General features: G+C 58.4%; 22 protein-coding genes. 8 read left to right on the top strand and 14 right to left on the bottom strand.

The features are described from left to right. Window position 1 precedes the first annotated feature (1 nt). Together P792_RS36240 and P792_RS34765 are read right to left on the bottom strand one after the other, a co-directional pair. Window positions 2–1,630, bottom strand: a complete 1,629-nt coding sequence (locus P792_RS36240; protein WP_023979899.1) for a glycosyltransferase family 2 protein — start codon at window positions 1,628–1,630, stop codon at window positions 2–4. A gap of 68 nt (window positions 1,631–1,698) precedes the next feature. Continuing rightward, window positions 1,699–3,033 carry a UDP-glucose/GDP-mannose dehydrogenase family protein gene (locus P792_RS34765; protein ID WP_023979898.1) on the bottom strand — a complete coding sequence of 445 codons (1,335 nt, stop codon included), beginning with the start codon at window positions 3,031–3,033 and terminating at the stop codon, window positions 1,699–1,701. A gap of 1,264 nt (window positions 3,034–4,297) precedes the next feature. On the opposite strand from P792_RS34765, the gene P792_RS34760 reads away from it, so the two are divergent. From P792_RS34760 to P792_RS34745, 4 genes are read left to right on the top strand one after another with little or no spacing between them, the layout of a single operon-like run. Further along, window positions 4,298–6,550, top strand: a complete 2,253-nt coding sequence (locus tag P792_RS34760; RefSeq protein WP_031241647.1) for a TonB-dependent siderophore receptor — start codon at window positions 4,298–4,300, stop codon at window positions 6,548–6,550. Further along, a complete protein-coding gene (locus P792_RS34755) occupies window positions 6,547–6,861 on the top strand; it encodes a hypothetical protein (RefSeq protein WP_023979896.1) in 315 nt (104 codons plus the stop codon). Before P792_RS34760 ends, P792_RS34755 begins: the two co-directional genes overlap by 4 nt. Beyond that, complete coding sequence (locus P792_RS34750) at window positions 6,858–7,166, top strand: hypothetical protein (RefSeq protein ID WP_023979895.1); 309 nt, start codon at window positions 6,858–6,860, stop codon at window positions 7,164–7,166. Before P792_RS34755 ends, P792_RS34750 begins: the two co-directional genes overlap by 4 nt. Beyond that, window positions 7,163–8,740, top strand: coding sequence for a PepSY domain-containing protein (locus tag P792_RS34745; protein ID WP_023979894.1), 1,578 nt, complete (start codon window positions 7,163–7,165; stop codon window positions 8,738–8,740). The genes P792_RS34750 and P792_RS34745 overlap by 4 nt, the downstream gene beginning before the upstream one ends. A gap of 42 nt (window positions 8,741–8,782) precedes the next feature. Here the strand turns inward: P792_RS34745 and P792_RS34740 are convergent, their stop codons facing one another. From P792_RS34740 to P792_RS34705, 7 genes are all read right to left on the bottom strand, one after another. Beyond that, window positions 8,783–9,106 (bottom strand): hypothetical protein, encoded by a 324-nt coding sequence (locus P792_RS34740; protein WP_023979893.1) that lies wholly within the window; start codon window positions 9,104–9,106, stop codon window positions 8,783–8,785. Window positions 9,107–9,396: 290 nt separating this feature from the next. Beyond that, window positions 9,397–11,265 (bottom strand): molecular chaperone HtpG, encoded by a 1,869-nt coding sequence (htpG, locus tag P792_RS34730; RefSeq protein WP_023979891.1) that lies wholly within the window; start codon window positions 11,263–11,265, stop codon window positions 9,397–9,399. A gap of 76 nt (window positions 11,266–11,341) precedes the next feature. Next, window positions 11,342–11,740 (bottom strand): NUDIX domain-containing protein, encoded by a 399-nt coding sequence (locus tag P792_RS34725; RefSeq protein WP_031241644.1) that lies wholly within the window; start codon window positions 11,738–11,740, stop codon window positions 11,342–11,344. A gap of 18 nt (window positions 11,741–11,758) precedes the next feature. Next, window positions 11,759–12,436, bottom strand: coding sequence for an HAD family hydrolase (locus P792_RS34720; protein ID WP_035440870.1), 678 nt, complete (start codon window positions 12,434–12,436; stop codon window positions 11,759–11,761). 94 nt (window positions 12,437–12,530) lie between these two features. Beyond that, entirely contained in the window at window positions 12,531–13,643 is a 1,113-nt protein-coding gene (locus tag P792_RS34715) for a glycerophosphodiester phosphodiesterase family protein (RefSeq protein WP_023979888.1), read from the bottom strand. 113 nt (window positions 13,644–13,756) lie between these two features. After that, complete coding sequence (locus P792_RS34710) at window positions 13,757–16,174, bottom strand: TonB-dependent receptor (RefSeq protein WP_023979887.1); 2,418 nt, start codon at window positions 16,172–16,174, stop codon at window positions 13,757–13,759. Between the two features lie 143 nt (window positions 16,175–16,317). After that, entirely contained in the window at window positions 16,318–17,247 is a 930-nt protein-coding gene (locus P792_RS34705) for a LysR family transcriptional regulator (protein ID WP_023979886.1), read from the bottom strand. A 95-nt stretch (window positions 17,248–17,342) separates the two neighbouring features. On the opposite strand from P792_RS34705, the gene P792_RS34700 reads away from it, so the two are divergent. After that, complete coding sequence (locus tag P792_RS34700) at window positions 17,343–18,395, top strand: alkene reductase (RefSeq protein WP_023979885.1); 1,053 nt, start codon at window positions 17,343–17,345, stop codon at window positions 18,393–18,395. Between the two features lie 71 nt (window positions 18,396–18,466). Continuing rightward, entirely contained in the window at window positions 18,467–19,669 is a 1,203-nt protein-coding gene (locus P792_RS34695; RefSeq protein WP_031241640.1) for an MFS transporter, read from the top strand. 64 nt (window positions 19,670–19,733) lie between these two features. Here the strand turns inward: P792_RS34695 and P792_RS34690 are convergent, their stop codons facing one another. Then, window positions 19,734–20,537, bottom strand: a complete 804-nt coding sequence (locus P792_RS34690) for an OmpW family protein (protein WP_023979883.1) — start codon at window positions 20,535–20,537, stop codon at window positions 19,734–19,736. Between the two features lie 293 nt (window positions 20,538–20,830). Between P792_RS34690 and P792_RS34685 the strand changes: the two genes are divergently transcribed. Further along, on the top strand, window positions 20,831–21,442 hold the full coding sequence (locus tag P792_RS34685; protein ID WP_235075544.1) for a Crp/Fnr family transcriptional regulator: 612 nt from the start codon (window positions 20,831–20,833) through the stop codon (window positions 21,440–21,442). A gap of 116 nt (window positions 21,443–21,558) precedes the next feature. After that, complete coding sequence (gene murA / locus P792_RS34680; protein WP_023979881.1) at window positions 21,559–22,821, top strand: UDP-N-acetylglucosamine 1-carboxyvinyltransferase; 1,263 nt, start codon at window positions 21,559–21,561, stop codon at window positions 22,819–22,821. 115 nt (window positions 22,822–22,936) lie between these two features. Here murA and P792_RS34675 read toward each other — a convergent pair whose 3' ends face one another. From P792_RS34675 to P792_RS34660, 4 genes are all read right to left on the bottom strand, one after another. Then, on the bottom strand, window positions 22,937–24,460 hold the full coding sequence (locus P792_RS34675; RefSeq protein WP_023979880.1) for a GMC family oxidoreductase: 1,524 nt from the start codon (window positions 24,458–24,460) through the stop codon (window positions 22,937–22,939). Continuing rightward, the gene (locus tag P792_RS34670) at window positions 24,457–25,098 is read right to left on the bottom strand and encodes a gluconate 2-dehydrogenase subunit 3 family protein (RefSeq protein WP_023979879.1); all 642 of its coding nucleotides are present in this window, start codon (window positions 25,096–25,098) and stop codon (window positions 24,457–24,459) included. The genes P792_RS34675 and P792_RS34670 overlap by 4 nt, the downstream gene beginning before the upstream one ends. 290 nt (window positions 25,099–25,388) lie before the next feature. Then, window positions 25,389–25,940: a dCTP deaminase gene (gene dcd, locus P792_RS34665; RefSeq protein ID WP_023979878.1), complete on the bottom strand. Its 552-nt coding sequence runs from the start codon at window positions 25,938–25,940 to the stop codon at window positions 25,389–25,391. A gap of 105 nt (window positions 25,941–26,045) precedes the next feature. Next, on the bottom strand, window positions 26,046–26,339 hold the full coding sequence (locus tag P792_RS34660) for a putative quinol monooxygenase (RefSeq protein WP_023979877.1): 294 nt from the start codon (window positions 26,337–26,339) through the stop codon (window positions 26,046–26,048).

The raw sequence follows: 26,339 nt of genomic DNA, 5'->3' as shown, positions 1-26,339 counted from the left end.
CCTAAATCTCTTTGCGGCTTCGACGACCAGCTCTGCGCAGATGCTCCGAGCAGTCATCCAGCATGGCGGAGATGCGTGCGATCACGTTGCCATAACTACTGTTATCCAGGTCGGCGGTGATCGGACTACCGTTTAAATCGATATCTTCGGGCATCAGGCTGATGCGATAGGTTTTTGGAGGTCCTTGGCGAAATTCGAGCGGTATCTCAATCGCGAAGCCGCAGTGGCGATCAATATCGTGCGCGGCAGCGACGTCGGGTCTGGCTATGTTTGCGATGCCGGTTGCCACGATCTGATTGTTGTGTGTGATCTTGATATGCTGGCGGGTCTGGAAATGTCCCGGACGACAATGTGGTGCGGCTGCAACCCAGCCTCGCAGGCAACCATCAGCCGGGCTGTCAATCATGCTGATCACCTCAGGTGCGCCGTTGACCTTGAATCTCTTGGACTCCAGCCGCCGCTGATTGTGAATGAACAGTATTCTCTGGCCATCGGTGTCGGTTACCGTGAGGGTATGTGGGCTGCCATCAAGGTATCGCGACGGCATTAGCATATGGAAGCCAACTTTCTCGCGGCGCAGTTCCGTGGCAGCCACATCCGGTCGAATATCGGTGCAGGAAATTTCCGGTAGGGCTTGGCCATCAATACGAAAGATCAGTCCGGTGGGCTCTTCATGCTGCGGGTTGTATGCCCAGCCCCGAATGACAGTCGCACTTACTTCATCAATCGTACACTGAACTGGCGAGGTGAGCGGGAGGGCACTGCCATCTGTCGGAACCGACCTGTAAGTATAGCCCAGCTCTGTCAGGCGTTGATGAACCTTGCGCGCTGAGGCAAGCGCACGGTAATCAGGTATCTCACTGGCATCGTTGCCCTTAAATGTTTCCCAGTCGCGAGCTTGGCCACCAGGCTGCCTGCGTGCAAGACGGCGTGTCCAGTGCTCCCGACTGCGGATGATATAATGATGGATACGCCAGTCACCCTGTACGATCGTGCCTGGTGCCACCACTCCTTCGGTCATCCATTGAACAGGTCTGCCATCGACCGAAACAGCGGGTTTCTCGGTCACGACATAGTGGGGGTTGAGGACGCGTCCAGCTTTATTCGGGCGGAAAAATATCTTCACGTGTTGATTGACGCCACGATCGCCGGCGCCGCGTCCCGTGAAAGCTTCCAGCACCAACCGGCCTGCGCTACTCTCAAGATTGGATGAACCAAACGTCATCCAGTTAATCGCGAAGGCGTCTTGATCTGCATGTCGGTCAAGCAGATCGTTGAGCTGCGCACCTGGCGGTGGGATGAGGAATTCGTCGCCGTCCAGGAAGCATATCCATTCTGCCCGATCGCGCCATTCTGTGATACAATGCGTATAAGCGGCACCTTGTTTGGTCAGACCCGGTATCGGCGCGCGGTTATTCTGCCAGAGTATCCGCTCAACCGGAAAATGCTTGGCGGCATCCTCAATGACCTCAGCCGTGCCGTCGTCACTCTCGTTGTCATAGATGACGATCCTTTCAAAGCCGATCAGGCAGTGATGCGCAATCAGTTCAAGCAGATCCTGCCGTTCATTCTTGATGATAAGGCAGAGAAGAGAGCGTATGTATGGTGGGGTCGGGGCAGGGGCGGTCATGGAAAGGCGAGCTCCGGTTGAGCTGAAGCGTTGGCTGCGTAATGCCTGCTGAGTGCGATATCTGGGCTTTAGGGGGTTGGTCGTCCGACGCTTTGGTAAAGGAACCCGTGCTTTGCCATGGCCTGCGGATCCCAGATATTGCGCAGGTCGACAATCGTGTTGCCGTGCATGATCGAGCGCAGAGTGCGCGGATCAAGGGCACGGAACTCGTTCCACTCAGTCAGGACAACCAGAGCATCGGCTCCGGTTGCCGTCTCGATAGCATCTTTTCCAAAAATAACATCTGCGGGTAGTAGTGGCTTGGCCGCAGACATGCTGACAGGATCGAATGCCTTGATGGTCAGGCCTTCCTCGTGCAGTCGATGGAGGATCGGGATCGACGGCGCATCTCGCATATCATCGGTGTTTGGTTTGAACGCGAGGCCAAGAATGGCGATGGTACAACCTTGTTGCCTGGTGTGGCCGATGGCTTCCAGGATGCGCTCAGCCATCGAGTTCTTGCGCTCCGTGTTAATCTGAATCGTCGCGTCGACCAGCCGCGATGGCACACCTGCATCGCGAGCTATATGGCTCAGCGCCAAGGTGTCTTTAGGGAAGCACGATCCACCAAACCCAGGACCGGCATGCAAAAATTTAGTGCCGATTCGACCGTCCAGTCCGACGCCACGGGCAATGGCGTGCACATTGGCGCCGGTTTTTTCACACAGATCAGCCATCTCGTTGATGAATGAGATTTTCATCGCGAGAAAGGCGTTGGCTGCATATTTAATGAGCTCGGCCGATTCGAGATCGGTGAAGAGGATTGGCGCCTCAATAAGGTAAAGTGGGCGATATAGGCGTCGCATGATCTCTTCGGCGCGCGACGTGCCTCCTGGTTTGCCGGCCTCAAGGCCGATCACAACGCGATCGGGGCGCATGAAATCGCCGATCGCTGAGCCCTCACGCAGGAACTCCGGATTTGAGGCAATATCGAAATCAAGGTCAGGACGCGCCTCGCGGGCCAGCTTGGCAAGTTTTTTCCCCGTTCCGACAGGAACGGTCGATTTTGTGGTAATGACGATATAGTCGGTGGCAGCATGAACGATCTGCAAGCATGCTTCGATCACTTTAGTAAGGTCAGCCCGCCCGGTATCCTCATCCGGAGGGGTGCCCACAGCGATGAACGCTGCCGCAGCACCGGCTACGGCATCATTCACACTGTTGCCAAAAGAGAGTCTTCCAGCTGCGACGTTTGCGGCCGCCATCGATTGTAATCCAGGCTCGTAAATCGGAATTTGACCGCTCTGAAGCATGGCCAAGCGCTCCGGATGGGTCTCAACAACGCGGACTTCGATACCGAATTCGGCGAAACAGGTAGCGGTTACCAAACCGACGTATCCGCCGCCAATGACTGCCATATGCATTGCAGCCTTCCTTTCTTCTGAGAAGGATCTTACTGGTGCTGGCATGAACATGCTGTCAGTCGCACTGCGCAACAGTGACGCATCATGCCTCGATTTATTGGCGTAGCACTCTAAAACACAGGAAAAGATTTATTTTTGTATAATATACTAATAGTCTTTAGTTGATATATACTTAGCATCATACATATGATCAAACATGCAATGACTTATACAATATATGAATGTGCACTGGATACGCAGTCTTCAATTATTATATACCTCGAAAGCGCAATACAATTATTACTTAGGATATTTTCTGTCTCTTACTCTATTTGCCAAGATAATAACGCATTGATCTCCTTTTGGTAGATTTCTGGCTAGCATACGTTTGATCTTTTGATGGCTGGAGTTAGGCGCAATCTCCAAAGAAGCTCGGTAGGCCTCTTTAAGAAATTTTGGATGTTGGTACTCGTCTTTGGCGTTGCCAAATAATTTGTAAGCCATGAGTGATAGGTGCAAAGACTTCTTATATTTCCTTGCGATGTAGAAACGTTTCACGACTTCATAGACGGAATCGCACGACGCTTTGTGCGGGCAAATAAATTTGTCCAGGTTCAGTCTGACTTTTTTCATCTCGTACCGATTCCAATAAGTTTGGAAACGGATAACATTTTCCCTGTTTGTGTCAACAAGATAAAAAGTTGCCTCTTGGGGATAATTTAAGAAAGAACTGCTAGAATCGTTGATATTTCAGCATCGTTGATAATTAAACATGTGTGAAACCCAAGATGTGGTCTATGTGAAATCATTTGAAGCAAATCTTATTTCATAAGAGCTAACTCTGTTACAGCAAACGGCCTGCGATATTATTTTTTATCCGATTCAATTCGTTTCACGTCTTCAGGTAACACATGTCGAAATGGAAAGAAGGAATCGTCTCATCTGAGCGCGGTGCAGTCTGCATGTCGGGCACGGACTGGTCCTTCACCCAACGTATTCATGTGGTCATTCATGCTGTTCAGTGCTCGAAATGAGAGGCAAGGGGGCATTTATCGAGCTTTGTTCGAGACATGATCTGTGCCCGAGCCGACCGGAATGGATATTGGGAGATCCGGGCTTGCTCGGATCAGGCTGCGACACCTCTGCGTGTAAGCAGTGTGGCTTGTCGGTGTCACCTGACCCGCGAAACCTGACTCACAAGACATTAATGAATTGACAATGATTCGCAATCGCACAAATTCAGCGCCAGTTATTGGCCCACCATTATGATGTTGAATTTGAAACAATGCGCAGGATCACCGGTCTTGTCGCCCTGGCTCTGGCAGGCGCGACCTCTCTTACAACCGCACAGGCAGCAGACACACAGCCGCAATCGATCCTGCGGACAAAACCGACGCCCGCTCAAAAGAAAAAACCTGACGAGATCATTGTCGTCTCGGCCACGGGCCTGTCTCAGGCAGGGGCAACCACCAAGACACGCACCCCCATTATCGAGTCACCGCAGACCATCTCGATCGTCACGCGTGAGGAAATCGAGCTGCGCGCTTCTCCCACCATTGCCGATGCGCTGTCCTATATGGCGGGTGTGCAGGCTGAGCCCTCGGGCGTGGATAATCGCGTGGATGAGGTTTCAGTGCGTGGCTTCGGGGCAGGCGGCTTTTCGTCCAACAACAATTTTGTCGATGGGCTTCGTCTGCCTTCCGGCGGGCAATGGACACGTACATCGTTCGATCCGTTCGCCCTTCAGCAGATCGAGGTGTTGAAAGGGCCGTCTGGGGCGCTTTATGGCCAGACCGCGCCGGGTGGTATCGTCAATCTCACTACCAAGCGTCCGACCGAGAAATCGCATGGCGAATTCTTCCTTCAGACCATCGGCTATACCAAGCTCGGCAACTGGCAGGGTCAGGCCTCGGGTGACGTCTCCGGCAAACTCAACAAATCCGGTACGGTGCGAGGACGGATCGTTGCGGTGGCCCGTTATGGCGGCACGCAGGTCAATGATGTGAATAGCGGGCGGTATTATGTCTCGCCCAGCCTGACATGGGCCTATGGGCCGGGGTCGAGCTGGACGCTGCTGGCGCAGTATCAGCGTGACACTGGCGGCTCGACCTTCCAGTTCCTGCCCATGACCGGCACGCTTGTGCCGTCCAAGGGACGCTATATTCGCAATGACGAAAACATAGGCGAGCCCGACTGGAATACCTTTGATCGCACACAGGTGTTGACGGGGTCATTTCTTGAGCATCGCTTCAACAATATCGTCACGCTGCGCAACAACACGCGCTACACCTATCTGGATAACCTTTACCGCTCGACGGTACTTTCGGGCGATACGCTGACGAAATGCACCGCCAGCATCAAGGGATGCGTGCCCTATCAGACCGTCAATCGACGGGCTGTCGAAGGACGCGGGCGCTCGCAGGGCGTGGCGACAGATACCCAGCTTGAGGTCAGGGCCAGAACAGGCATGGTGCGTCATACGCTGCTGTTCGGCACGGATTATTTCTACACAAACTGGGAAAGCTCGCGCGATCTGGTCAATTCGGCGCTTGTGCTGCCCCTGCTGAATATCTTCGACCCGGTGGCGCGTGGCACGACCGGTTATTCAGCCGGTCTGGCGCCGCAGGTCTATGGCGCCACGGAATCGCAGCAGAACGGTCTGTATTTCCAGGACCAGATGAAGATCGAAAATCTCTACATTACGGTCGGCGGTCGTCAGGACTGGGCGCGTGACAATACCCTCAATATTCTGACCAAAAAGCGCTATCTGAACGATAATGACCGCTTCACCTGGCGTGCTGGCGCGGTCTATCGCACCAAAATCGGTCTGGCGCCCTATTTCAGCTATGCCACGTCCTTCCAGCCGCAGGTGTCAGATCCTTCGACAGCGCTTGATAACAAGCCTTTCAAGCCGACGACAGGCGACCAGTATGAGGCCGGGCTGCGTTACCAGTATGGAAAAAGCATTTACGTTACTTTCGGCGGGTATCAGATCACGCAGCAGAATGTGACGACCCCTGCGCCGAACGGTCAGCTTTGCGGCACGGCGACATGCCTTGTGCAGACGGGTGAGATGCGTGTGCGTGGTCTTGAACTTGAAGGCCGTGCGACCTTGCCCTGGGATATGGCGGTTATTTTCACCGGCACGCGCAGCGCTGCCAAAATTACGGAATCGAACACGGCTTCGCAGATTGGCAATTATATGCCTCAAGCCCCGAAATGGATGGCCTCCCTTTTTGTCGATCAGCGCCTGCTGCATGGACCGATGCGCGGTGCCGGTTTTGGCGGCGGCGTGCGCTATACGGGCCATTCCTATGGCGATACGGCCAATACGCTCTCCATACCCGGCTATACGCTCTATGACATGTTCCTGCGCTATGATTTCGGCGCGGCGCGACCCCGCTATAATGGCCTCTCTTTCTCGCTCAACATGCGCAATATCGCCAATAAGCGCTTCGTGGCGACCTGCACGGCGGTCTCTGCCTGCTATTATGGTCAGGGCAGAAGCCTGACCATGCGTCTGGAATATCGCTGGTGAGCGGGGCAAGCCTGTCGGGCCTTGCAGGATTTTACCCGCCCTGCCTGGTCCTGGCCGGGTTTTGTCTGGCCGTAGCCGCTGGCGCTGCTTTCTACCTCGCCAGTGGGCAACAGCAATGGTGTCGGGTGCGCCCCCCATCGCGCCCCTGCCTTGGGGCGGGCGCATTGTTCTCGGTGCTCTCGCTGGTCGGGTTTGTGGCAGCGACTGACTGGCTTGTCGGGGTTTTCATGACGGTGGCGATGCTGATGCTTGTGCTCAGCCTGCTCCCCCTTGGGGTTGCGCTTCATGCGCGAAAGGGCGCGCGCCCATGAAGGGAGCGAAACTCGATAACCGCCGCTGGCTCGCCAAGACGCTGGCCGGTTTGATTCCCGGTGCTGCACTGGCACTGGGGGCGATGGTTCTGGCCGGGCATCTCTGTGGTGCCACAGGCAATCCGATGATGCTCTCATCGCAATTTCTCATGTGGGGGGCGGCGCTGCTCTGGGTGATCTGCCTCAGCCTGTGCTTCCTGTTTCGCTCAGGCCTGGGGGCATGGTTTGGCCTTGGCTGGATTGCCTGTCTGCTATGGCTGGCCAACACGCTGCTTGCCGGGTTTTTCGGGGGTGAGCAGCCATGAAACTGCGCGCTGATATCGTGGCGGTCTATCGTGAGGTTCATAGCTGGGTCGGTGTGGTGGCAGGGCTCTTCCTGTTCATCGCCTTTTACGCGGGTGCCATCAGCATGTTCGAGCCAGCGCTCGAATCCTGGCTGACACCCCGGCCCGACCTGCCCGCCCCCGTTTCCATCGAGCATGTGCCGGATCTGCTCGACAAGGCTTTTGCCGTCTATCCTGAGGCTCGGCGCCAGTACAGCATTGTTGTCAGCCCCGATGCCACCCATCCGGCGCGTCTGGTATGGCCACTGGGCCAAGGGCATCATGGCCACGGGTCATCGGCCATGATGCTGGCGGCGCTCGATGCGCAGGGCGGTCTTGTAACCACAACGCATAAACCCTCGCCCGTCGCCCAGCTGATTGACACGATTCATCAGCGCATGGGGCTACCCTTGCCGCATGAGCCCGCCATGATCGTGATGGGGTTTATCGCGCTGGCCTATGCGCTGGCTCTGGTGTCAGGGACCATCGTTTTCATCCCGGCCCTGGCACGGGCGCTTTTTGCCGTGCGGCTGGTGGGGAGCGTCAGACGCAAATGGCTGGACCTGCATAATCTGCTCGGGTTCTGCTCCTTGCCGTTTCACATCGTCATGGCCCTGACATCCGTTGTCTTTGCTTTCCACGACGTGATTTTTACGGTGCAGGGTGAGTTTCTCTCCCATGCCCAGAGTTCAAGCGCGCATGGTCGTCATGGTGCGGGGCATGGCGGTGGGCGGGGCATGGGTGGCATGGTTGCACCGCTTCACGCGGGAGAGGGGGCCGTGTTGTTGGCTCCGGCAGAGATATTGCGGCATTTGGCCCAGACCGCACCGGGTTTTGTGCCTGACACGCTCGATTATTCCACGCGCCCTGGTGGGCCGCCCGGTTCAGGCCCGGTCTTGCGCGTTTCAGGGCATGATCCCGCCCATGTCATGCGGGGTCCCACCAGCGGGTTTGCAACATTCGACCCCTATACGGGCCAAATCCTGTGGAGCGCTTATCTGCCGGGGTACCAGTCGGCAGGGTTTGCAGCGCTGACCAGTTTCTTTGCCCTGCATTTTGGCAGCTACGGGGGGGCGCCGATACGCTGGACCTATCTCGTTCTCGGTTTCGCCGGCGCGTTTCTGTTCTATACGGGCAGCAAGCTCTGGATTGCGGTGCGCCGACGTAAGGAGAAGGCGACGGGGTGCCTGACAGATACGCGCGGAACCCGCTTTCTGTCCCGCCTGACGACCGGTTGCTGCACGGGCTGCATGACAGCCATTGCCCTTCTGCTTTGTGTCTCGCTGGTGCTTCCCCACCCCTTGAGTGAGGGCGGAGCATTCCGGCTTTATCACGGTGTGTTCTGGGTGATGATGCTGGGTGCGTTGCCCTTCGCATGGGGTGAGGCCCTCATGCTCTGGCTGGCTACATTCGCTCATGCTGCGCTGGTAGCCATCGTTCTGTTCAGGGGCGGACAGACCGATGCCGTCAACTGGGGCGTTGCTCTTGTAGCGCTCGGCCTGACAATCGTGTTGATGCGGCTGGCCCGCCAGGGGAGCGCGGTGCGCCCTGCCTAACAGGGATAGCGCCCTTGGGCTCGCGGCGCCTTGTTACAGGGCTTATTTGTCGAGTGAGGCGATCTTGCGTTCAACCCAGTCGCGCGCAGGATCCCCGCCCCAGAGAAGCCACGCGATATAGCCGGCAGAGGGGTCGCTATCCGATCCCCATTCATGGGTCTTGGTTTTCTGGTCCGATTTATGGCGGGCGAAGAAACTGTGCATGGATTTGAGGTCGCTCTCATCCAGATCCTTCTGTTCGGCCAGTTGCTCGGCGCGTTTGACACCGGCTTCTGTCCCGCCGCGATTGAATTTCTCGCGCAATTTGAGACCGTGGCGCGCCGCCGAGGCCATTTCCTTGGTCGGGTGAAAACTGCTTTGCGTCATGATCAAGATCCCTCCTGCCGGACGGGCGAAACGCCTGCCCGCTGGCAAGAGAGAACTCGTCCGGCGGGGAGGAAGTTGCGCCTTTGCGTGGTCCAGCCCGATGCGGGGCGTGCAAGGCTCAGCCTCGGCGCCTTTGCCGAGCTGGATGGGGGGATGTTTCGCAAGCGACTACGAAAAAAGGCCCGGATTGTGGGTCCGGGCCTTTTTCAACGTGATGTCATGCCTGCACTGATGACTGGCGCCGACCGCCGGTATCAAGGGTTCGGCGCCTCGTGATCGGCGGTGACAATTCAGGCTGTGGCAGCGCTCGTCAGCATGGCGGTCAGGCGCTGCGCAAAACCGGCGGCATCGGGCAAGGTCTCGCCATCCTGAATACGGGCGACATCCAGCAGAACGCGGGCGAAATCGGCCACGCTCTCACCTTTCTCCACCCGTGCTGCGAGATCACGGATGAGCGGGTGATGCGGGTTGATCTCCATGATGGGCGCTGCGGGGGGCATGCCCTGACCCGAGCGACGCATCAGGCGCTGCATCATCAGATCGGGACCGCCTTCGCTCGTGATCACCACGGCGCTGCCAACCAGACGCACCGTGCCGCGCACATCCTTCACGTCCTCGCCGAGGGCTTCCTTGAGCGCAGGGATCAGTTTCTCAAGATCCGCAGCCTCGCCTTCCGGCGTCGGGGCTTCGAACTTCTCAAGATCGCCGTGAGCCTGATTGATGGATTTCAGGGTCTTGTCTTCATAGGAAGATAGACGATCGGGCCAGAAACCATCCACCTGATCGGAGAGCAGCAACACCTCGATGCCACGGGCACGGAACCCTTCAAGCTGTGGCGAGGCAGCCAGCGCCTCGGCGTTTTCACCCGTCAGGTAGTAGATCGATTCCTGACCCGGCTTCATGCGCGTCAGATAGGCATCGAGCGTGGTCGGATCGTCAGACGCCGTGGAACGGAAGCGCGACAGGGCAGCGAGCTCCTGACGATGCTCGGAATCCTCCCAGATACCTTCCTTGATGATCGGGCCGAAATTTTCCCAGAACGTGCCGAAGGATTCGGCATTTTCCGTGTCCTTGGCGCGGTTCTTGATTTCGGTCATCACGCGCTTGGTCACGGCCTTGCGGATGCGCTGCAACACGGGGGTCGATTGCAGCATTTCACGAGAGACGTTCAGCGGCAGGTCTTCGGTATCGACAACGCCCTTCACGAAGCGCAGCCAGGCCGGCAGAAGCTCGGCCTCGTCGGTGATGAACATGCGGCGCACATGGAGATGCACCTTGCTCTCACGCGACTGCTCCATGAAGTCGAACGGGCGCGCACCGGGAATGAACAGCAGCGCCGTAAATTCGGTCGTGCCTTCCGCGCTCCAGTGCAGGGTTGCATAGGGCTCGTCGAACTGATGGGCAACGTGGCGATAGAACTCGGTGTACTGCTCGGGCGTGATGTCGGATTTCGACTTGCGCCACAGGGCCGTGCCTTCATTGGCCGATTTGTCTTCCTCACCCTCGCGCAGCGTGATCGGCCATGAAATATGGTCGGCCCATTTGCGGATGATCGAGCGCAGGCGCCAGGCGTCGAGGAATTCGTCGGCATCGGTTTTGACGTGCAGGATGATGTCCGTGCCGGGCTGCTCGCGCGTAGCAGGCGCAATGGTGTAGGCACCCTTGCCATCAGACGACCACTGCCACGCCTGCTCGGAGCCTGGCTGGCGCGAAATCACGTCCACCTTGTCGGCCACCATGAAGGCGGCATAGAAGCCGACGCCGAACTGGCCAATCAGGCTGGGGCGGTCCTCCGGCTTTGCGCTGTTCAGCTTCTCGCCAAAAGCGCGTGTGCCGGAGCGTGCGATCGTGCCGAGATTGCTCGCCAGATCCTCGCGGCTCATGCCTGCGCCATTATCGCTGATGGTCAGCAGGCGGGCATCCTTGTCGGGGTGGATGCGAATGGCAGCGTCGGCCGGAAGAGCCTTGGCGGCATCGGTCAGCGCCTCGAAACGACGCTTGTCGGAAGCATCGGCGGCGTTGGCCACCAGCTCACGCAAAAAGATCTCGCGCTCGGAGTAAAGGGCATGAACCACGAGATCGAGCAGACGCCCGACTTCTGCGCTGAATTCATGCTTTTCGGCGCCCTGGACCTGATCTTTTTCGGTGTTTTCGGTCATGGAGATCCCTCAAGACTGTGATGGTGCCGCAAGGGCACCGATTTGCAGGGAGAAGTAGAAATGCTGCCGTCTTTTTTCAAGAGAGGCTGGCATGGAGAGGCAGGACGTATTCACGCGTGAGAGGCGCCAGAATCAGGCCTTGTGCTTCTTCGGGGGTGACCCAGCACGCCTCCTCGATCTCGGCGGCGATGATGATGGGGCCGGACCAGGGCAGGGCGAACAGATTGGCGCGTACGACATGGCCTGGCTCGTTGGCCGCCGGGGCTTCGATCTGCCTGATGAAGTGGCACGAACGCGCCTCTGGCTGGATGCCCAGCTCCTCGTCGATTTCGCGTAAAAGCGCCGCCAACGGGGTCTCACCTGGCTCGATCTTGCCGCCTGGCTGCATGAAGGCCTGCGTACCCCGTTTACGTACCAGCAGAAGACGGCCCGCCCCGTCATGCAACAGGGCGGCGGCGATGGTGATGACAGACATGGTTGTTTCCCGACTGCCTCAGCCGGCGTTGTCGCCCAGAATGGACAGGCGGCCATCGGGCAGACGATGGGCCTTGAGGGCCTCGTAACCCGGCACAGTGGGATGGGGCACATCCACTTCATGGGTATGGGTGGCTGTGATTACCACCACACTGGCGCCTGCGGCCTCGCCTGCCTTGATCCCGGCAGGGGCATCCTCGAATACAGCGCAGTCTTTGGCATCGAAGCCCAGACGTTGCGCGCCGAGCAGGAAGCAGTCAGGGGCCGGTTTGCCATTGGGGGCGTCTTCCGCCGTGATCAGGATTTTCGGCAAGGGCAGTCCGGCAATCTCGATGCGTTTGAGCGCAAGCTCACGCGAGGCTGAGGTGACGATGGCCCAGCGATCGGCGGGCAGGCTGTTCAGAAATGCCGTGGCACCCGGAATGGGGTCGATGCCATGCGTGTCTTCCAGTTCGCGGCTGGTAATCCAGTGCGCTTCGGCGACCGGATCGACGCCCGGCAGTTTCTGACGGCGTATGGTTTCGACGGTCTGAACGCCATGAATCGTGGGAAGAAATTTCTCGACATCCAGACCGTGCTTCTGGGCCCAGAGGGTCCATACGCGCTCTGCTGCGATGATGGAGGTCAGAATTGTGCCATCCATGTCGAACAGGAAGGCGTCGAAGGCTTTACCGGGAAACAGATCGTGCGCGGCCAAGGGAGCTCTCCATCGTGAGGGCAGGATATACAGGGCGCAAACCCTGCATGACCTGTCCAACGCAGGCAAGTTTGCGCCGGATCAACTTATCGGCTCATCCCGCCGTATCGACTGCCAGTCGGCCAAGGGCCGGGTCATCCGTGAAGAAGCCGTCCAGTCCCATATCGAGATAGCGCTTCACCTCTGCAATCATGCCTTGCGGGTTGCGGGCGTTCAGCGCGCCCCCATCGCGCAGTTCCTTCGGCAGGAAATAGTTCTCAGGGCGCGCCGTGTAGGAATGAACCAGCAGCCCGGCTTCATGAGCGTCGGTGATCAACGATGTGGGCGTACCCCACGAGCCGTCCGGTTTGCGCGGGATCAGATCGGTATTGGACGGGCCGATCACATCGGCAAAGTGGCGTATCTCGCGCAGGCCTTCCGGCTTCATGAAATCGCCAAAGCTTTTTGCATCGCTTTTGCCCAGCAGATCGGGCGGTGTCTGGTCAGGGCCACCCATCAGGAACATGACCCGCGCCTGGGGGTTGATGGCGCGCGTCTTGTCACTGATCGCTCGCAGATTGGTGGTCTCGAAAGACTGGAGTTCCAGAGGGGCCTGGCGGGTATATTCATGCGCTGCGAGGGTGCGCAGGAATGTGGTTTCCGGGTCCAGACCGAGGCTGTGGAAATGGGTGGAGTTCTTGATTTCGGGGATGAGTCCGAACACCTTGCCACGCGCGGCGGATTCACCGGCCACGAAATCGATCACTTCTTCAAAGGTCGGCACATCGAAATGCCCGTCATAGCGCGTGTTATGCGGGCGAAGCTGCGGCAGGCGCTCTTTTGCCCGCAGGGTCTTGAGTTCGGCGAGGGTGAAATCGGTGGTGAACCAACCGGTCTCTTTCTGCCCGTCAATGGTCAGGCTGCGCTTGCGGGCAGCAAATTCGGGGCGCGAGCCAACATCGGTGGTATCGGCAATATTGCTCTCATGGCGCACGATCAGCACGCCGTCTTTCGTCATGACCAGATCGGGTTCGATATAATCTGCATCGTCTTCCATTGCCTTGGCGTAAGAGGCCAGCGTGTGCTCGGGCCGCAAGGCAGAAGCCCCGCGATGAGAAAAGACGAGTGGTTTTGGCGCCAGAGACGGGGCCGCGAAGGAGCGCGAGGCAAAGGCCGGCGCGCAGAATCCCGCAGCACCAAGAGTGAGAGCGTGACGACGTGACAGCAAATCGAACCTCCTCAGGCCCGCTCCCGCAAAAGACAGGCGCGGGAGGAGGCATTGTGAAAGAAGGACGACGCGGCCCTCTTGATCGGGCAGCGTCGTTCCTGTGTCGGGCTATGTTACCAGTTGGCGCTCAGCGTCAGGAAATACATCCGCGGTGCGATGGGATAGGCCGTGAACTGACCTGAAGTCTGCGTTGTGCTGACCGTGGACCAGCCACGCGTATTGGTCAGGTTGGTGATGTTTCCCTGAACGCGCAAGGCAGGAATATGGGGGATACCGTGAATGGTGTAGCCCGCATTCATGCTGAACTGTGCGGTCGGCGAGGCCCAGAGGTCATTGGTATAGGTGGTGTAGCGCTTACCCATGACGTCACCGATGAACTGGCCGTAGAAATTGCCCCAGTTCGTGGTGGCAACGAATTTCTCGGTCCAGTCCGGCTGACCCGCCACATTGCGCCCGGCAATGCGGATGGTGGACGTGCCGGAGTTGTAATTGTCGTTATAGACCGACTTGTTATAGCTCAGCCCGTTATAGATCGAGAAATGTGGGCCGAACTGCGCGGTGAAGGAGAAATCCATGCCATCCGTTGTGACCGAGCCCACATTGGCGAGCGTGGTGGCCGAACCGATGATGGAGGACAGCGATTGCGTGGTGGCAATGGCGACCAGACGGTTCGAGAAATGCACATGATAATATTCAGCCTGTGCCGAGATATCGGTCAGCGGGCCGAGATTGACATGGTGATGGGTACGCAGGCCGGTCTCATAGGTCCATGAGGTCTCGACCTTGCCGTTCTTCTTGAAATCCTCGAAAGCGGCCTGGCTTGTGGCACCCCAGGGGGTGGCATTGCCGTAACCGGCGCTCTGATAGGAGCGCATATTTTCCTGAATATTGGCGAACCACTGCTCGTTGGGCGTGATGTTCCACAGCGCACCGAAAGACGGCAGGAACGGCTTGACCGCGGCGATCGTGCCGCCCGGTACGGTCACGGCTGTTGCCGGTGAGAGCGATCCTGGCTTGCCAGCTACGGGCAGGGTGCCGTTTGTGTAGACCAGCTCGGATTTGAAGCCTGCCGAGAGGGTAAAGTTTTTCGTCACCTTCCAGCTGTCCTGCAGGTGGGTGGTGAAGGTGTTGGTATAAAAATAGTTGGTGTACTGCTTGATCAGGGCATCCTGCTGGCGGTCATAAGGTGTGGTCGGGTTGTTTGCGTCCAGCGGATACCAGCGACGGGCCTGCGTGTTGTTGTTGCGCTCGTACCAGCCCCCGACCTCAAGGTCGTGATGGCCCAGCTTGTAGCGCAGCGTGGTGATCAGGCCGCCGCGATTATCCCAGTATTCGGTCGTGCGCGTGGCGTAGCCCGAGCCGCCGAACACGTTGCTGAGCTGGCTGGCGCTCTGGTTCGGGAAATAGGCGCTGAACAGTGTGGGCAGACCTGCCGCCGTGATCGGCCCTGCCACAACGCCCTCACCCAGATTGTGATGGTAATAGAGCTTGTTGTCCCAATGCAGGTTGGCGTTGAAGTCGTGCTGCCAGCCCAGATAGGTCAGAAAATCCTCGCGCTGGGCGGCGGAATAATAGTTGCGGTAGTTCAGCCCGGCATTCTTGTAGGCCGCAGAGTTCAGATAGGATTTGGCGTAGTTGAAATCCGGATAGGTGAAGGGGCGCACATAGGTGCCATAGCCGTTGGGCAGCACGATGCCGTCTTCATTGGGTTCGACCTTGTCAGACCAGTCGAAGAAATAGGTGATCTTGTCCTTGCTGCCCTTGTGCACGAACTTCGCATTGACCTGATTGCCGCCCTGATGGCCGGCAAAGTCCCAGGCGCGGGCATCCTGCCGCGCCCATGAGATATAGGCCGAATTGCCATTGCCGAAATTGCCAGTATCGAACCGGGCAAAAGTGCGGAAGGTCGAGAAGCTGCCGAATGTCTGATCGAGCTGACCACCCATTTTCTGCTTGGGGTCGAGCGAGGAGAACAGCAGCGTCCCGCCCAGATTGGAGGTCGAGGCCGTGCCAAGGGCGCCGGAACCGGTCGCGACCGTGGCGTTGCCCACGTTCTCGCTGATCACGGCGCGCTGTGGCGACAGGCCGTTATAGTTGCCATAGGCCTGATCACCCAGCGGAATGCCATCGAGCGTATAGCCAAGCTGGTTCTGGTTGAAGCCGTGAATGAACAGCGAAGAATTCTGTTCGTTATTGCCCCAGGGGTCGGCATTGTTGAACACCACGCCCGGCAGGATCTGCAACGCCTTGAGCGGGCTCAGGCCGGGCAGGATGCGTTGCAGCTGCGTATGGCCCACACTCTGCTCAGAACGCGTGCGACGCGCGGTTGCAATGACTTCTTCCGCCGGCGCGGTGGAGGTCAGGGCCTTTGCCTTGCGCGAAGCGTTCTGGGCATGCAGCTGCGAAACGGGTGCCGTATTGTGATGAACGGGAAGCTTCGCATCTGCGGCGTGAGCGGTGGCGCTCAGCAGGGCGAGGGGAGAGCAGAAGAGAGACAGCGTAAGGGCATGGCGCTGCTTGCGAAGCTTCATCAGTAAACTTTCCTTTAAGGCGGGCTTGAACGCGGCGCACCCTATTCGGAGAGTTCGTTACGGTGTGTGAAGCTTCGGTGATTTGGCCATTACAGAATTATGAAGGCAGCACTGGCTGCTTCTGATCATGGTTCGAAGATGAATTAGCTGCATATCTGTGATGTCTTGCGCTCTGGCAGCGTTGCTTTCAGAACGTCGATGACATGACGCACACGTGAGGGCAGACGGCAGGTTGCGGGCCAGATCAGGTTGACCGGAATGGTCAGGCTCAGGGCGGGAAGAAGAGGAACCAGGGTCCCGGCGGCGATCGCCTGATTTACCATGAATTCAGGAAGCTGGCACAGGCCACATCCCGCCAGTGCTGCCTGAAGGATTGCGTCGCCGTCGCCGATCTGATGATTGGCAAGGGGACTGTAATAGCCCCTCGTTCCGTTTTCCGTCCTGACGGCCCAGCGTGGCGAAGCGTGGTCCGAAAATCCTACAAGACAACGATGCCTGTCCAGATCGGCAATTGTGGCAGGCATACCGTAATTTGCGAGATAGGACGGGCTCGCGCACAAGATCAGTGCCTGTGTGGTCATGCGTCTCGCTACCAGGTCATGCGTATCCCGGATAAGACCGAACCGCAGGGTCAGATGACTGCTCCCCTGCAGGGGATCAATGATCCTGTCATTGAAAGTCGCGATAATTCGTAGACCGGGATGCGTGTTCATCTGGTCGATCAGTATCGGCATGACCACATTCCGCCCATAGGAAGCCGGCATGTCGATGCGTACCGTGCCTGTCGGGCCACAGGTCTTGATCAGGAGTTCCATCTCGCCCTGTTCGAGTTCGTCATGAGCGACCTTGCAGCGATTATAGAAAATCTCGCCATCCCCGGTGAGTGAAACGCCTCTTGAGGAGCGGTAAAACAGCTCGGTGTTGAGACGCGTCTCAAGTCTCTGAAGGCTTTTGCCTATGGCAGATTTGGTCAGGCCAAGGCGTGTCGCTGCTTTGGCAAAACTTCCCTCCTGAACGGTCGCAATGAAAATGCGTATACCCGAGAAGGGATCACCTGAAGGTTTCGGGGACAAATTCTCTACACCCTGTCGAATAATACGAGACTTACCGTCTGGAGCCGGACACTTAAGTTCCACCCATACATGTCTTGACCATGTTGGAGGAACTCATGACCAGTCTTTTCTCGCCATTACAGCTCGGCACGCTCTCATTGCCAAACCGTATTATCATGGCCCCCCTGACGCGGTGTCGCGCTGATGAGCAGCGCGTACCCACGGCGTTGATGGCTGAATATTATGCGCAACGCGCCACAGCTGGCCTGATCATAAGTGAGGCGACAAGTATCTCTTCCCAAGGTGTCGGTTATCCGCGGACGCCAGGTTTGTGGGATGAGGATCAGATTGCCGGATGGAGAACAGTAACGGACGCGGTTCATGATGCTGGTGGGCGTATTATGGCTCAGCTTTGGCATGTTGGCCGTATCTCGGACCCCGAATATCTGGATGGTGCCTTGCCGGTCGCACCGAGTGCTCTGGCGGCTCAGGGGCATGTGCGCCTGCTCCGGCCCAAGAGGCCCTATCCGACGCCGCGCGCGTTGCATCAGGATGAGATCGCCTCGATCGTCCATGATTATCGCCGGGCGGCTGACAATGCGAGAAAGGCCGGATTCGATGGTGTGCATATCCACGCAGCGAATGGTTATCTGGTTGACCAGTTCCTGCAGGACAGTACGAATCACCGGAGCGATCAATATGGTGGTTCCATTGAGAACCGGGCCAGATTCCTTCTGCAAGTCGTTGATGCGGTGACGTCTGTCTGGGGGCCAAACAGCGTTGGCATCCATCTTCGCCCGCGCGGCGAGGAGCATGATATGGGCGATAGCGACCCCGTGACGCTTTTCGAATATGTCGTGTCTCAGCTCAGGGCGCGCGAGGCAGGCTATCTGTTCATTCGTGAAAGCCAGGGCGCAGACAGTCAGTTCTCGCGGCTCAGAACTCTGTTTGATGGCCCTGTCATCGCAAATGACTCGTTCACACCGGCAGATGCCGCACAATACGTTGCGCAGGGAAAAGCTGATGCGGCGGGGTTTGGGCGTCTTTTTATTGCCAATCCCGATCTTGTGCGTCGTCTGCGCGAAGATTTGCCGCTCAACACGCCTGACCCTCAGACCTTCTATGTGGGCGGCGTTGAAGGCTACACAGACTATCCGGACTGGTCCTGAACTTTTTCCATCAAAGAGGAACAGCCAGGCATGGGGCAGTCTGCCTGGCGTGACATCCACGAGAGTCAATCATGACAGGACAGGGAATGGGGGGAAACGCCTCCCTTTCAACGGTCAGCACGATATTTTTCGTGTTGGCACTGGGTACCTTTACCCTTGGAACGGCCGAGTTCGCCGCGATGAGTCTGGTCCCTATGATAGCGCGAGGTTTCGGCATCTCCGAGCCTCAGGCGGGTCATATCATTGTGGCTTATGCTGCAGGCGTAAGTGTTGGGGCGCCGCTTTTCGCTCTGTTCGGTGCCCGGTTCAGCCGTAAACATCTGCTTGTTGGCATGATGCTTTTCTATGCGCTGGGCAATGCGCTGAGTGCACTGTGTTCCGGGGCGGATTGGCTGTTGGTCTGCCGCTTCGTCACAGGCTTGCCTCATGGCGCCTATTTTGGTGTTGCAGGTCTGGTCGCCTCCTGCCTCGTTCCACCAGAAAGAAGATCACGTGCTGTCAGTCGTGTGATTCTCGGCCTGACGATTGCAACGATTGCAGGCGTACCTGCAGCGGACATCATCGGCCAGACTCTTGGATGGCGATGGACATTCGCAGTGATTGCCTTGCTTTCACTGATCACGGCGGGCCTTGTCGGCTGGTTTGTGCCCCGAGACAGGCCACGCATGGGGGCATCGATAGGCAACGAACTGCGCGCCCTGCGGATGGTACAGGTCTGGTTGACACTGGGTGTGGGGGTGATCGGCTTCGGTGGTATTTTCTGCGTCTACACCTATCTTGCCTCGATCATGGATCATGTTACGCATGTTCCAGCGGGTTATGTCCCGCCGATGTTTGCGCTTTTTGGTCTAGGAATGACAGCCGGAACACTGGTTTGTGGCTGGCTGGCCGATCGCTGGATGATGCCTACCATGGGAGGCGTTCTCATTGTCGGTGCTGTAGCCATGGCCTTTTCCCCGATGGCTGCCCATGCCTTTCTACCTCTGGCCATTGTTGTATTCATGATCGGGGCAAGCGGTGGATTGTCTACCGTTGTTCAGTCACGTCTTCTCGAAGTGGCCGATGGTGCCGAAGGGCTTGTGGCAGCGTTCAACCAGAGCGCGTTCAATACCGCCAATGCGATTGGTCCCTATCTTGGGGGACTCGCGATTTCAGCGGGTGCGGGCTGGACATCTGTCGGGTGGGTCGGGCTGGTCTTGACGCTGGGCGGAGGGGTCTTCTTCCTCATCAGCCTTCGTGTGCAGACGAGACAGGCGGGATCTTCACAGAGCTGAAAAGACGAAAGGCTGCCCGATAACGGGCAGCCTTTCTGTTCCGATGTTCCCGGGGAGGGGAATATCAGAAGCGGTATTCGATACCGGCTGCGACCGTGGTGGGGTCGAGCGAGTCATGGGCCTTGATGAAGGCGCCCGACCCACGGTCATTGGCCCAGGCATGCATACGCATGAACATCTGCTTGGCATCCATGTTGAAGAACCAGTTGCCAACCAGCTGATAGTCAAAGCCGACATTGACCGACGGGCCGCCCGTCACGCCAACATTGAGCTTCTGCACGAGGCCGCCGGCGGGCGACACATTGTGGAACCATGCCAGCGTTGCACCGACGCCCACATAGGGGTTGAAGCGCTTGTGGGGGCGGAAATGCCAGGCCAGCGTGATGGTGGGCGGAAGAGCCCAGGCGCTACCGACATCAATACCACCCAGCGGGGTGTCCTTGGCAGCCACTTCATGACGGGTGCTGGCGGCAATCAGGTCGATCGAGATATTATCCGTGAAGAAGTATTCGAACGTCAGTTCCGGCATGACCTGATTGGTGGTCTTGACGCGGCCTGGAATGGCGGCGCCATTGAGCCAGAGCTTGCTGTCACGATCCTGCGGAATGACGCCGAGGGCAGACAGGCGGATGATGAAGTCACCCTTGCCAAGGCCGATCTTGGTGCTGGAGCAGGTCTTGAACAGGCCACATTCATCGCTGGAGGATGAGCGGGGTGCAGCAACGGCCTGAGCCTGGGGTGCGAGCACCATGTTCGTTGAAACCGGCGTGTTGACGACGGGGGGCGTCTGGGCCTGCGCGACGGGTGCTGCAACAGCGGCAACAAAACCGGTCAGAAGAGCGGTGGAAATCTTGAAAGAGGTCTTCATCAACGTCATCCGTGATTAAACAGTGACGTTCTCTCACCATGCGCTATGATGCAGCGCCTTGATCCATGTCAAAGATGCAACAACGTTGTTAACGACCGTGGGGAATTGGCAACAGTATATGACGTATTGTTAACCGAACAAGAACAAAAATAAAAAAGATGAGGATCGTTGACGCCATGGACGCGCAGACGAGGGACAGTATCAGTGCGCTTGGACCTTGCGGCAGTTGCGGGCAATGCCTTCACTGCGAGGCGCGTACGCGGAGTATTTGTTCCGTTATCGATCCGGATAATATGGCGCGACTTGCGCAGTATTCCCACCGCCTGTCCGTCGCGCCCGGCAAGACGTTCATCCAGGAGGGTGAGGCGGCCGCCGATTTCTATATCGTGACGGCGGGGCACGTTAAGATTTTTACCCTCATGCCTGATGGAAGGCGTCAGATCACGGGCTTTGGGCAATCAGGCGATTTTCTCGGGCTTGCGAGCGGTGCCACCTATGCCTTCAGTGCAGAGGCCCTTGGTCCATTGTCGCTCTGCCGTTTCTCCCGCACCGGGCTTGGCCTGTTGCGCCGTGAATTTCCGGAGCTTGAGTTGCGCCTGATGGAAGAGGCCTCGCGCGAGCTGGTTCAGGCGCAACGCCGTATGCTGCTGCTGGGACGCAAGACGGCGCGCGAGCGTCTGGCCAGCTTTCTTCTGGAGCAGCATCATCTCTCCCCTACGAAAGAGATCGTCATTCACCTGCCCATGAGCCGTACCGGGATTGCCGATTATCTTGGTCTTACCATCGAGACAGTCAGCCGCACCCTCAATGCCCTGCAACGTGAAATGATGATCACCATCACCCAGGTCACGCAGATCACTTTGCTCAATCTTCCTGCGCTGGAACACCTCGCCAGAGGGGGATAGGCGCCTCATTGTGGGCCGGGGGCAGGATTGCCCAATTGATGCCTTGACGAAGCCATGATGACGGGGGAGAGAGAACCCTTTCCCGCGTGAGCCTCATCCTTCAGGAGCGACAGATCATGGACCGTTTCATCATACGTGGCGGCAGACGTCTTGAAGGCGAGATCGTGATTGGCGGCGCCAAGAATGCCGGTCTCAAGCTCATGGTCGCGGGACTTCTGACGTCTGAGCGACTCGTCCTCTCCAACGTACCGAAGATCGCCGATATCGAGACCATGCAGGTGTTGCTGCGCCAGCATGGCATTGCCGTCGAGCCGGTCGATGCTGAGGGGCGTACACTGTCGATTGGTGGCCCGATCACATCCGTCGAGGCACCGTACGATATCGTTTCGAAAATGCGGGCATCCATTCTGGTGCTCGGGCCACTGCTTGCCCGTGCTCACGAGGCTCGTGTCTCGTTGCCGGGTGGTTGCGCCATTGGGACGCGCCCTGTCGATCTGCATCTCAAGGGTCTGGAAACACTCGGTGCGACCATCCGCCTCGAAAACGGCTATATCAATGCCAGTGCACCCGGCGGTCTGGTGGGCGATCGCATTTTGCTGCCTTTCGCGTCTGTTGGTGCAACCGAAAACCTGCTGATGGCCGCGACCCTTGCCAAGGGACGCACCGAGATCGTCAATGCGGCGCGCGAGCCGGAAATCAGCGATCTGGTCGAGTGCCTCAACCGCATGGGCGCGCGGATCAGCGGGGCCGGCACCGGTACCCTCGTCATCGACGGTGTCGAGGCGCTGACCGGGGCAGAGCACGCGATCATGGCCGATCGTATCGAATGTGGCACTTATGCCTGCGCAGCTGGCATTACCGGGGGTGATTTGCGTCTGATCGGGGGTCGCGTTCGCGATCTCGGGGCGGTCGTGCGTACGCTGGAAGAAGCGGGCGTTGAGGTCCTGGAAGAGGAAAACGCCATCCGTGTGCGTCGTACAGGGGCACTCAAGGGCGTCGACATCATGACCGAGCCCTATCCGGGTTTCCCGACCGACATGCAGGCCCAGTTCATGGCCATGCTGGCGGTTGCCGAAGGTGCGTCAATGGTGACGGAAACGATCTTCGAAAATCGTTTCATGCATGTGCCCGAGCTCAACCGCATGGGCGCTCGTATCAACGTTCACGGTTCTTCTGCGATCATCCGCGGGGTCGATCAACTTTCCGGCGCGCCCGTTATGGCGACCGATCTGCGTGCGTCGTTCTCCCTGATCCTCGCAGGTCTGGGTGCACGTGGGGAAACCTCACTCAGCCGCATCTATCATCTGGATCGCGGGTATGAAGCGGTGGATCGCAAGCTTTCCGCGGTCGGGGCCGATATCGAGCGTATCCGCGACTGATTGACGCGACGCCCCCTGTCTTTCAGGGGGCTGACGCGCGACAGGGAGCGTTGCCCCGTACCCCGCCAGGCCGGTCACCCTTCTGGCGGGGGTATTTTATCCTTCAGAGCGCCTCTCAGTGCCCTTCCTTGATCGCTGCCGCAGTCCGCAGGCTCAGGGCCATAATGGCAAGAGCCGGATTGGCGGCCGTGGCGCTCGGGAAAATCGAGTGATCGCTGATCCAGAGATTGTCGATGTCATGGCTGCGACCAAACGGATCCACGACGGAATCATCCGGATCGGTCCCCATACGACACGTGCCGATCATATGCGCAGCGCGGTCCATCGACCAGATATCTCTGGCCCCCGCGGCTTCCCAGATCGACGTCATGGTGCGCGCCATGTGCTCATGCATGGCCTGCTCGTTCGGGCCATAGCTGAAGGTGATCTTGGGCTTGGGCACACCGGCCCTACCGGTTTCATCGGACAAGGTCACACGGTTATCGTCGCTGGGCAGGCAGTCGCCATGCGCGCCCAGCCCGGCCATGTGGTTATAGCCGCGCAGATAACGCGTAAGGTCATCGCCCCATAGGCCGCGCCCACGGGCCACGCCTGTTGCCCAGGTGAGGGGCATCATGCCGAGCGACTGGATCAAGTACCCCCCGGCGAAATCGGCGTCCTTGGGGCGCATCATGTCTTCAGTGATGGTGAGAGACGGATAGCCCTTATTGGGACGTATGATCTCGTCGAACGTGCCCCAGACCTGCGTGGATATGTGAGCCATATAGTTGCGCCCGACCTGACCACTGCGATTGGCGAGTCCGGTATGAAGCAGCAATCTGGCGGTCTCCACGGCCCCTGCCGCAAGGACGAGATTGGCGCATTTCTGTATCCGGTCGTTCCCCTCCTCGCGATACACGACGCCAGTGACGCGCCCTGTCGTATCGCGCTCAATGCCGTGCACGAAGCAGTTCGGCCTGATTTCGGCGCCTGCCGAAACGGCGAGAGGAAGGTATGTGACATCGGTGCCTGATTTGGCGCCGTTACGGCATCCCTGATGGCAGGCGCCACATCCGGTACAGGCTTTTCTGTCACCCCAATCGCGCGTGATCAGCGCCGTAGGGCCATCGGCACTGCGTATGCCCAGAGCATCGCATCCACGCGCCATCGCCTGTGCGGCCCCATTGCGCTGCGGCGGCGGGTAGGCATAACGCCGACTTGGTTCCCAGGGGTAATTCTCTGGCCCCGAAACGCCGATCTCGCGTTCGACCCGCTCGATATAGGGCAGCATGGTTCCGAAATCGAACGGCCAGTCGACGCCCTTGCCGGTTTCGCTATGCAGTTTCATGTCGCGCGGATCGATGCGCGGCATGAAGGCGCCGAAATGCAGCATGGAGCCGCCTACGCCCGTGCCGCTGTTGTTACCGCCAAACGCCATCGGGTTGGCACCACCCGAAAGACGCTCTTCAAGCCAGTAGATCTCGGAAGCCGTTGCCTCGTCTGGCGTATGTTGCTTGGGGTCGAAGCGCGGTCCGGCTTCGAGCGCCACAACCTTCATGCCTGCGCGCGCAAGCTCGGCCAGCAGTGGGGCGCCACCAGCCCCCGTGCCGACGACGACCACATCGACGATATCGTTATCTGCGAAACGGCGTGACTTCATGATCCTGCGCCTTTCTGAGCTGGCTCCCACGCTTCTTCCACACCTTCTCCCATTTCCGAGAAACCCTGGAAGAAACCGTCGCCGCCGTTGAAGATCGCGTCGATGCCAAGCTGAGCCTGGACCGCCGGATGCGAAATGAAAATCTGCACGCAATCGGCGCGCAGGTCTGCAAACCAGGCGCGCATCTGCGTGGCATCCAGCTGCGCGGTTTCGAGCGCGCCCTCGGCCATGGCGTGGATGACCTGATCCTGCTCGGCTGCACCGAGTGCTGCAAAGGCCTTGCCCTTGGTGGAACGTGCATGGACGTCCAGTCCGCTCAGGGCCTGTTCGTAGGCTTCCTGATCGGGCGGCAAGGTCGCAAAGCGCCAGCCATCGCCTGGTGTTCCAAGGCGTGCGTCGATCCGGGCCGCCAGATTGATGCTGGCATCACTCAGGACGGATTGCTGAGGAAGTACGCGGGCCGTTACTGCAACGAGCGTCTCATACGCACCGGCCGATAAATGACGCGGTACGTAATTGGCATCGCTGGTCTGGGCCCGCTCCTCCATGATCTGACGCGTACGGCCCGAGATGCGATCGGAATCAAGCAGAGCCAGATAATCCGGGTCGATAGCGGGGGGGAGAGATGTCTGGCTCATGGTGCGTTCCCAAAACCGTGATGACGCCTCTAACATGCCCGCAGTGTCGAAAGTTGCCAAGCAATGGCTGTGCCAAGTTATTGAGAACGCTTCGCAAAAGGAATTTTATAGCTCTAGCCCGGGTCGCCGTTGAGCGGAATCACGGGTGATCGGCAGGCATATCGAGGGGCGATATCTGGCGCCCGGCAGAAGGGACGCGTTCTCTCTTCATGCCTTGGCCGGACAGGACACGCAGGAGCGGTCCGGTGCGGGCAAGGCCTGAGGCAGGGCCCCTTATGAGGGCCGGGGAATCAGAGACGTGGGGTCGTGACCCCAAGCTGCTTCATGTACTTGCCAGCGCGATCGGCATAGCTCGTTTCGCAGGGCGAGGCGCCCTGGAAGAACAGGAACTGGCAGATACCCTCGTTGGCATAGATACGTGCGGGCAGCTTGGTCGTGTTGCTGATCTCGATAGTGACCTGACCTTCCCATTCGGGTTCGAGCGGGGTCACGTTCACGATGATGCCGCAGCGGGCATAGGTGGATTTGCCAAGGCAGACCACAAGCACATCGCGCGGGATGCGGAAATATTCGACCGTGTGGGCGAGGGCGAAGCTGTTCGGCGGGATGGTGATATCGCCCGTGCGCGTGACGAAGCTGTTTGCCGCAAATTTCTTGGGGTCCACCACAGCGTTGTCGACATCGGTGAAGATCTTGAAATCCTCGCCAACGCGGGCGTCATACCCATAGGAGGAGAGGCCGTAAGAAATGACGCCCTCGCGCTTCTGGGCTTCAACGAAGGGCTCAATCATGCCCTTTTCCTGGGCCATCTGGCGGATCCAGCTATCTGGCATGATGGGCATCGTGAATCTCTCGATCTGTGGGGAATGAACGGGTTTGCAGGTCTAGCCGCGCAGCGTTGGTCCTGCAAACCGGGGAGGACGGGCGAGGAACCCGGACGCCCGAAATCAGGCGATATGGGTCAGGAATACGACCTGCGACGCACCACCCTCGACGAGGGTCTTGATGGCGTTGTTGAACACCTTGCCATGTTCCATGCCCATATGGGCCTTGAAGGCATCGTCGTCACGATAGGTCTCTTCGACATGGAAGAAATCGGGGTCGGATTCGAGGGTATAGACCACGAAGCGTTTATTGCCGGGTTCGCCGCGCACGTCATCGGCCAGGGCCGTGAGCAGACGGGCGACTTCCTCGCGCTTGCCGGGCAGGGCGCGCATGGTGGCGTAGAGAGCCTTGGACAT

Origin of the sequence: Asaia sp. SF2.1 (assembly GCF_000505765.1) — a bacterium.
Taxonomy (GTDB): Bacteria; Pseudomonadota; Alphaproteobacteria; order Acetobacterales; family Acetobacteraceae; genus Asaia; species Asaia bogorensis.
Note: the sequence above shows the minus strand (reverse complement) of the source record. Positions and strands in the feature narration are given on the sequence as shown.